Source organism: Chromobacterium aquaticum, from assembly GCF_021129195.1.
In the GTDB taxonomy this organism is placed as follows: domain Bacteria; phylum Pseudomonadota; class Gammaproteobacteria; order Burkholderiales; family Chromobacteriaceae; genus Chromobacterium; species Chromobacterium aquaticum.
This window is the reverse complement of sequence record NZ_JAJOHW010000214.1, coordinates 1-6791: the sequence shown is the minus strand read 5'-3', so window position 1 is coordinate 6791 and position 6791 is coordinate 1. Positions and strand designations below refer to the sequence as shown.

The 6791-nt window shown below is 67.5% G+C and carries 9 protein-coding genes and 1 pseudogene; 5 read left to right on the top strand and 5 right to left on the bottom strand.

The features are described 5' to 3' along the window. The 5 genes from LQT98_RS23055 to pcp all read left to right on the top strand — a co-directional run. On the top strand, positions 1 to 480 hold a 480-nt coding region (locus LQT98_RS23055), incomplete at its 5' end, for a LamB/YcsF family protein (RefSeq protein WP_231465506.1). 304 nt (positions 481 to 784) lie between these two features. Beyond that, the gene (locus LQT98_RS23050; protein ID WP_231465504.1) at positions 785 to 1498 is read left to right on the top strand and encodes a DUF969 domain-containing protein; all 714 of its coding nucleotides are present in this window, start codon (positions 785 to 787) and stop codon (positions 1496 to 1498) included. After that, positions 1495 to 2481 (top strand): DUF979 domain-containing protein, encoded by a 987-nt coding sequence (locus LQT98_RS23045; RefSeq protein ID WP_231465502.1) that lies wholly within the window; start codon positions 1495 to 1497, stop codon positions 2479 to 2481. The genes LQT98_RS23050 and LQT98_RS23045 overlap by 4 nt, the downstream gene beginning before the upstream one ends. Positions 2482 to 2491: 10 nt before the next feature. Continuing rightward, positions 2492 to 3508 carry a DUF2891 domain-containing protein gene (locus tag LQT98_RS23040; protein ID WP_231465500.1) on the top strand — a complete coding sequence of 339 codons (1017 nt, stop codon included), beginning with the start codon at positions 2492 to 2494 and terminating at the stop codon, positions 3506 to 3508. Beyond that, positions 3505 to 4149, top strand: coding sequence for a pyroglutamyl-peptidase I (gene pcp / locus LQT98_RS23035; RefSeq protein ID WP_231465498.1), 645 nt, complete (start codon positions 3505 to 3507; stop codon positions 4147 to 4149). Before LQT98_RS23040 ends, pcp begins: the two co-directional genes overlap by 4 nt. A 45-nt stretch (positions 4150 to 4194) precedes the next feature. Here the strand turns inward: pcp and crcB are convergent, their stop codons facing one another. From crcB to LQT98_RS23010, 5 genes and pseudogenes are all read right to left on the bottom strand, one after another. Beyond that, positions 4195 to 4584 (bottom strand): fluoride efflux transporter CrcB, encoded by a 390-nt coding sequence (crcB, locus tag LQT98_RS23030; RefSeq protein ID WP_048410237.1) that lies wholly within the window; start codon positions 4582 to 4584, stop codon positions 4195 to 4197. Between the two features lie 69 nt (positions 4585 to 4653). Next, complete coding sequence (locus LQT98_RS23025) at positions 4654 to 5016, bottom strand: roadblock/LC7 domain-containing protein (protein ID WP_048410238.1); 363 nt, start codon at positions 5014 to 5016, stop codon at positions 4654 to 4656. A gap of 49 nt (positions 5017 to 5065) precedes the next feature. After that, positions 5066 to 5698 (bottom strand): hypothetical protein, encoded by a 633-nt coding sequence (locus tag LQT98_RS23020; RefSeq protein ID WP_048410239.1) that lies wholly within the window; start codon positions 5696 to 5698, stop codon positions 5066 to 5068. Further along, complete coding sequence (locus tag LQT98_RS23015) at positions 5695 to 6243, bottom strand: GTP-binding protein (RefSeq protein ID WP_231465496.1); 549 nt, start codon at positions 6241 to 6243, stop codon at positions 5695 to 5697. Before LQT98_RS23015 ends, LQT98_RS23020 begins: the two co-directional genes overlap by 4 nt. A 19-nt stretch (positions 6244 to 6262) precedes the next feature. Further along, positions 6263 to 6791, bottom strand: a pseudogene (locus LQT98_RS23010) (hypothetical protein); the annotation flags it as partial.

Below are 6791 nucleotides of genomic sequence, written 5' to 3'. Positions count from 1 at the left end.
GGCGCGCTGGCCGGCCTGGCGCGCGCGGCCGGCGTGGCCCTGCGCCATGTCAAGCCGCACGGCGCCTTGTACAACCAGGCGGCGCGGGATCCGGCGCTGGCCGAGGCCATCGCCCGCGCGGTGAAGGATTTCGATCCCGGCTTGCGGCTGTTCGGCCTGGCCGGCGGCGCCTCCATCGTCGCGGCGCGGCGTCATGGGCTGCGCGTGGTGGAGGAAGTGTTCGCCGATCGCGGTTACCTGGCCGACGGCAGCCTGGCGCCGCGCGGCGAGGCTGGCGCGGTGATAAGGGACGCGGCGGCGGCGCTGGAGCAGACGCTGGGCATGGTGCTGCGCGGCCAGGTGCGCGCGGTGAGCGGGGAGTATCTGCCGATACGCGCGGATAGTGTTTGTCTGCATGGCGATGGCGCACAGGCGCTGGCCTTCGCCAGAGGGCTGAGGGAAGGACTGGAGCGGGAGGGTGTGACGGTCGCGGCTCTGTGAACCTGTTTACGATCTCGAGAGCTAAGGCGAGACAAGACGAAAACCAGCGAAAAGCGGAATGTACATTCGCTACATGAGCATTTCGAAGCTGTACTCACCGTGTCACATCTCACGAAGCGCAGCAGACTTTGAACAGGCTCTTAAGAGGCCTACTCAGGTTTCGCCGTTTGCCGCGGCATTGGTTTAATGTTCTGGCTCCGCCGGCAGCATTTGCCGCGGCGCCCTGCAAGGGGTATCGGCAACGCTGTCTATCGGGAAAAGAGCCGCCTCAAGACGGCCTCCCATTCTGCACAGGAGAAAACGCATGGAGCTTGCATCATGTTTACCCTTGGTGGGCATCCCCGTGGTGGTGGCGGGGTTCGCGCTGCGCTTCAATCCGCTGCTGGTGGTCACCGCCGCCGGCCTGGCCACGGGCCTGGCGGTGGGCATGGACATCGGCGTCTTGCTGGAAACCTTCGGCGAGAAATTCCTCAATAGCCGGCAGTTGGCTACGTTCATTCTGATTTTGCCGGTGATCGGCCTGCTGGAGCGCTATGGCTTGAAAGAACGCGCGCAGCAGTGGATCGCCGGCATACGCAGCGCCACCACCGCCCGCGTCCTGATGCTGTATTTCGTGGTGAGGGAGGCGACGGCGGCGCTTGGCCTGATCAATCTGGGTGGTCATGCGCAAACGGTGCGCCCCTTGCTGGCGCCGATGGCGGAAGGGGCTGCGGCCAATCGGCTGGGCGACTTGCCCGAGGCGCTGCGTGACCGCATCCGCGCCCATGCCGCCGCCTGCGACAATGTCGCGGTCTTCTTTGGCGAGGACATCTTCATCGCCTTCGGCGCGGTGCTCTTGATGGACGCCTTTCTCAAGGAAAACGGCATCACCGATGTGGAGCCGCTGCATATCGGGCTATGGGCGATTCCCACCGCGCTGTGCGCCTTGCTCATCCACATGTCGCGGCTGGCGCGGCTTGACGCCAGCTTGCAGCGCGAAGTCGCCGCCTGGCGCGCTCGGCGGGAGGTGTCGGCATGAAAGCCTGGTTCGATATCCACGATGTTTATCATCTGATCGGCATCGTGGTGATGCTGCTGGTGGGCATGACGCTGCGCGATCGCGCCAACCCCAAGCGCTATACCACCGCCTTGTTCTGGTTCATGTTCGGCGCCAGCTTCTTGTTTGGCGACCTGCTGCTGTCCTGGCTGGGCAAGCCTCAGGCCTATCGTCTGGTCGGCGTGGCGGTGATCGTCATCGCGCTGCTGGCCGGAACCGGCCGGCTGGCGCTGGGCAGCTACCGCCCCAGCAGCGAGCAGCAAAGGCTGGAGTCGGCGCGGCGGCTGGGCAACCGCATCTTCCTGCCGGCCTTGCTGATTCCCTTGCTCACCGTGGCCTGCACGCTCTTGCTGAAAGGCGTGCGTCTGGGCGACAGCTATCTGTTGGACCAGAAGCACCTGACCCTGGCCTCGCTGGCGACGGCCTGCCTGGCGGCATGCCTGCTGGGCTGGGGGCTGACCGGCGGCACGCCGCTGCAGGCGGTGCGCGAATCCCGGCGCTTGGTGGACACCATAGGCTGGGCCGCCATCCTGCCGCAGATGCTGGCGATGCTGGGCGGCGTCTTCGTCGCCGCCAAGACCGGCTTGGCGGTGCAGCAGGTGGTGAGCCTGTTCGTCGATCCGGGCAATCGCTTGCTGCTGGTGGTGATCTACTGCGTCGGCATGGCGCTGTTCACCATGGTGATGGGCAACGCCTTTGCCGCTTTTCCGGTGATGACCGCCGGCATCGCGCTGCCTTTCCTGATCGTCGGCCAGCATGCCGCCGCCGCGCCGCTGGTGGCGATCGGCATGTATTCCGGCTACTGCGGCACTTTGATGACGCCGATGGCGGCCAATTTCAATATCGTGCCGGCGGCCTTGCTGGAATTGAAAGACAAATACCTGGTGATCAAGACTCAGTTGCCGACCGCGCTGCTGCTGCTGGCGGCGAATATTCTGCTGATGTACTTCATCGTGTTCCGTTGAGGAGGCGGCCATGGTCTTGAGTCTCGAGCAGGCGTCGGCGCTGGCGGAGTTGCCGCTGGCCGGGCTGCGCCGCGAGTATCCGAATCTGCTGGCCCATTTGTTGAATGGCCCGCAGGACCTGGCCGCGCCTCGCGAGCTGCATCCGGTGTTTTACGGCTGCTATGACTGGCATTCCGCCGTGCATGGCTTCTGGCTGCTGGCACGCCTGGCGCGGCGCTTTCCGGCGCTGCCGCAGCAGCCGGCCATCGTTCGGTTGTTTGCCGAGCATTTCACGCCGCGGGCTTTCCTGCGCGAGGCCGAGTACTTTTCCGCGCCCGGCCGCGGCAGCTATGAGCGGCCCTATGGTTGGGCCTGGCTGCTGGCGCTGGCCGCGGAGCTGGGACGCTGGCCGTTGCCGCAGGCTAGCGGCTGGCAAGAGGCGATGCGGCCGTTGACCGGTTTGATCCGCGCGCGCTGGCTGGCGTTTTTGGCGTTGCAGGATTATCCGGTGCGCGCGGGCGGCCATGGCAATACCGCCTTCGCGTTATTGCTGAGCCTGGATCATGCGCGCGCGGTGGGAGACAGGGACTTGGCGCATGGATTGAGCGCGGCGGCGGAGCGTTATTTTCTGGCCGACGCCGACTATCCATCGCAATGGGAGCCGGGCGGCGACGATTTCCTGTCGCCGGCCCTGTGTCAGGCGCTGCTGCTGAGCCGGCTATTGCCGGCCATGGCGTTCCGGGACTGGTTGCGCGCTTTTCTGCCGGATTTGCCGCGGCGTGTCCACTTGCTGGCGCCGGCGCGGGTGAGCGACCGCGCCGACCCCAAGCTGGGCCATCTGGATGGTTTGAATCTCAGCCGCGGCTGGTGTTTGCGGCAGTTGGCGGCGGCTTTGCCGCCGGACGACGCTTGGCGGCCGGCGCTGGGCGCCGCGGCGGAAGCGCAGATCGCCGCCAGCCTGCCGCATGTGGCCAGCGGCCATTGCACCGGCGAACACTGGCTGGCGACTTTCGCCATGCTGGCGCTGGATCAGGGAGCAGGAGAATGAACAAAATCGTGTTGTTGACAGGGTTCGAACCGTTTGGCGGCGAGAGCCTGAATCCATCCTGGGAGGCCGCGCGGCGGCTGGACGGCGTGGAACTGGCCGGCGCGCGGGTGCATGCACGGCAACTGCCCTGCGAGTTCGGCGCGGCGTTGGCGGCGCTGCGGTGGGAGCTGGACGCCTTGCGGCCGACGCTGGCGGTGGCGGTGGGCCAGGCCGGCGGCAGGGCCGAACTGTCGCTGGAGCGGGTAGCGATCAATATCGACGACGCGCGGATACCGGACAATGCCGGCCGCCAGCCGATAGACCGGCCCATCGTCGCCGGCGGGCCGGCCGCCTATTTCTCCACGCTGCCGATCAAGGCGCAGACGGCGGCCTTGCGCCGCGCCGGCATTCCGGCCGCGGTGTCGCAGAGCGCCGGCACCTTTGTCTGCAACCATGTGTTCTACGGGCTGATGCACGCGCTGGCGGGCGGCCCGGCGCGCGGCGGCTTCATTCACATCCCGTATCTGCCGGAACAGGCGGCCGCGCATCCGGGCGCGCCCAGCATGAGCCTGGACACCATCAGCGCCGGCTTGACGCTGGCGTTGGAGACGGCGCTGACGGCGACGACGGACATTGCCGAGACCGGCGGAACGACGCATTAGAAGTCATTCCGCCTTGGCCGCTTGACGTCGGTGTCGAGGCCGCGCTCAGCTCTTGAGCGCGCGCAGCCACTGCCAGCTGGCGATGCCGGCCAGCGTGGCCAGCAAGGAGCCGCAGACATGGACGGCGATGGCGGTCAGCGCCGGCAGCAGCCGCTGTTGCTGCAACAAGGTGACGACTTCGGCGGAGAAGGTGGAGAAGGTGGTCAGGCCGCCGCAAAAGCCGGTGATCACCAGCAGCCGCCATAGCGGCGACACGCCGGGGGCGCTGGCGAAGAAGGCCACCGCCAGGCCGATGATGTAGCCGCCGATCAGATTGGCCGCCAGCGTGCCGGGCGGCAGGCTGGGCCACAGGCTGTTCAGTTTGACGCCCAAGGCCCAGCGCAGCAGCGCGCCCAGCGCGGCGCCCATCGAGATGGCGAGTATGGTTTTCCACATGGAGCTTGTCTGGCACGAAAGCAAAACCGTATTGTGCCGGCCAGGCGCCGCCAAGTATAGATTGGCTGGCTAGAGGATTTCGGCAATGCTGCGCGCCGCGCGCTTGGCGTCCAGAAAAATCAGCCCCAGCTTGGCCTCGCGCCGCGCGATCACGGTCAGCACCGCATCAGGGCTGGCATGGCTCATCAGGATGTAGCCGTGTTCGCCCTTGACCATCACTTGTTCCAGGCCGCCGCGCGCCAGTTCGCGCGCGGTGCGCTCGCCCAGCGACAGCATCGCCGCCGCCATCGCGCCGACGCGGTCTTCGTCGACCTCCTGCGGCAGCAGCGCCGCCATGGTCAGGCCGTCGGCGGAAATGATGGCGGAGGCCTCGATGTCGGCGGACGCGCCGTTGAGATCGCTCAGGATGGACTTGAGCATTTGTTCACGCATGGTTGTTCTCCGGTTTTGTTCAATGCGCCGGCCGCCGCGCGGCCGGGATTCAGGCGTAGCGGCGCACTAGCAACTCCACCAGGCCGACGAAGGCCTCGCTTTGCAACTGCGGCGCGCCGCCTATGATCAGCGCGAAAGCCTGCTGCGCCACGTGCAGCGGGTAGAAGGCCAGCTGGCTGCGGCCGGCGGGGTCCACCGCCGCCCAGGCGGCGCTGCCCAAGTTCAGATGGTTTTTCAACAGCAGGTGATGGCGGCGGCTGAGCGACATCAGGTCGCCGGCCAGCGCGGCGATCTCCTCCGCGGTTTCGTGGCGGAAGCCGGCGGTGGCGTAATAGAGGCCGTTGTCGTCGGCCAGCAGGGCCTGGCCGCTGCCGGACAGCGCCGCCAGCAGTTCCGGCAGCTGGCTTTCCAGATTGCCGGCCGCCGCCGGCCGCGGCGCGGCGGTGCCGTGCACGAACTCCAGCCGCTGCAGGCGGTAAAGGGTGGCCAGCGCCTGTTCCAGCTCGTCGTCGCACCATTCGCTGAGCAGCGCCTCGCTCAGCGGCACGGTGTGGCCCAGGCGCAGGATGTTGAGCAGCAGGCGGCGGGTCAGGTCGGCTTCGGCGCCGGCGACGGCGTAGAAGGCGCCGGCGGGCGTCGCCATCGGGTAGAGCGGGCCGCTCAGGCGCAGCTCATCGTTCATTGCGCTTCTCCCAGGCCGGGGTCGATAGAGAACAGCAGGGCCAGCAACAGCTGCTTGATGTCTTCGCGGCGGCGGCAGTCCACTTCGAATACCGGCGCGTTCAGGCCGTGGGCGGCCAGCGCCTCGGCGTAGACCGCAGTGGACGGCAGCGGCTTGAGATCGGTCTTGCTGACGCCCAGCGCCAGCGGCGCGCGCTGCAGCAGCGGTTCGAAGGCGCGCAGGAAAAAGGCGAGATCTTGCATCGGGTTGGCGCGGCTGTGATCCAGCAGCAGGATCAGGCCGATGCCGCCGCGGCTGACGATTTCCCACATGAAGTCGAAGCGTTCCTGGCCGGGCGTGCCATACAGATGCACCTTGGTGTCGGCGTCCAGCCGCAGCATGCCGTAGTCCAGCGCCACCGTGGTATGCGCTTTGCGATGCAAGGTCATATCGCTGGCCTTGGCGTCGGTGCGGATGGGCGCAATATCGCTGATGGCGGCGATGGCGGTGGTCTTGCCGGCGCCGACCGGGCCGGCGAACAGGATTTTATTGTCTTGGCTGCGCATGATGGGAATCAGGTAAGGCTCACAAGCTGGTCACTTTTTGCAGGAGCCGGGACAGTAGGCCGGCGCGTTCGGGCGCGGCGGCCTCGGTTTGCGGCGCGCCGGGGCGCACCGGCGCGCTGGAGATCACTTTCAGGGCCGGCGCGTCGCTGCGCCAATCCAGCAGTCCGATGGCGTGGGCGGCGGCGAGGAAGTCGCAAGCGTGCTCGGGTTCGACGCGCAACAGCCGCACCATGATGCGCAGCGTGGCCGGGGTCTTGGTCAGCAGCGCGCTCAAGCGCGTCGCGTCCGGCAAGGCCTGCAGCCGGGTCAGATTGGGCCATTGCCGCAGCCGCAGCGGCGTGTCGGCGCCGATGCCGGCCGGCAAGCGGCCCTGGCTGCTCCAGATCGCCAACTGCCACAGCAGCGCCGGCAGCGGTTGGGTGAGGACGCCGGGTGTGGCGCCGGCGGCCTGCGCGCGCAGCGTCGGCGCGTCCTGGCGGCACAGTTCGCGCAGCTGCTCCGCCGGTTGCAGCCATTGCGCTTGCGCGCAGTCCGGTCGCAGCCACAGC

Coding starts and splice junctions, on each gene's coding strand:
- LQT98_RS23050 (WP_231465504.1), top strand. CDS start 785: ATGGAGCTTGCATCATGTTTACCCTTGGTGGGCATCCCCGTGGTGGTG.
- LQT98_RS23045 (WP_231465502.1), top strand. CDS start 1,495: ATGAAAGCCTGGTTCGATATCCACGATGTTTATCATCTGATCGGCATC.
- LQT98_RS23040 (WP_231465500.1), top strand. CDS start 2,492: ATGGTCTTGAGTCTCGAGCAGGCGTCGGCGCTGGCGGAGTTGCCGCTG.
- pcp (WP_231465498.1), top strand. CDS start 3,505: ATGAACAAAATCGTGTTGTTGACAGGGTTCGAACCGTTTGGCGGCGAG.
- crcB (WP_048410237.1), bottom strand. CDS start 4,584: ATGTGGAAAACCATACTCGCCATCTCGATGGGCGCCGCGCTGGGCGCG.
- LQT98_RS23025 (WP_048410238.1), bottom strand. CDS start 5,016: ATGCGTGAACAAATGCTCAAGTCCATCCTGAGCGATCTCAACGGCGCG.
- LQT98_RS23020 (WP_048410239.1), bottom strand. CDS start 5,698: ATGAACGATGAGCTGCGCCTGAGCGGCCCGCTCTACCCGATGGCGACG.
- LQT98_RS23015 (WP_231465496.1), bottom strand. CDS start 6,243: ATGCGCAGCCAAGACAATAAAATCCTGTTCGCCGGCCCGGTCGGCGCC.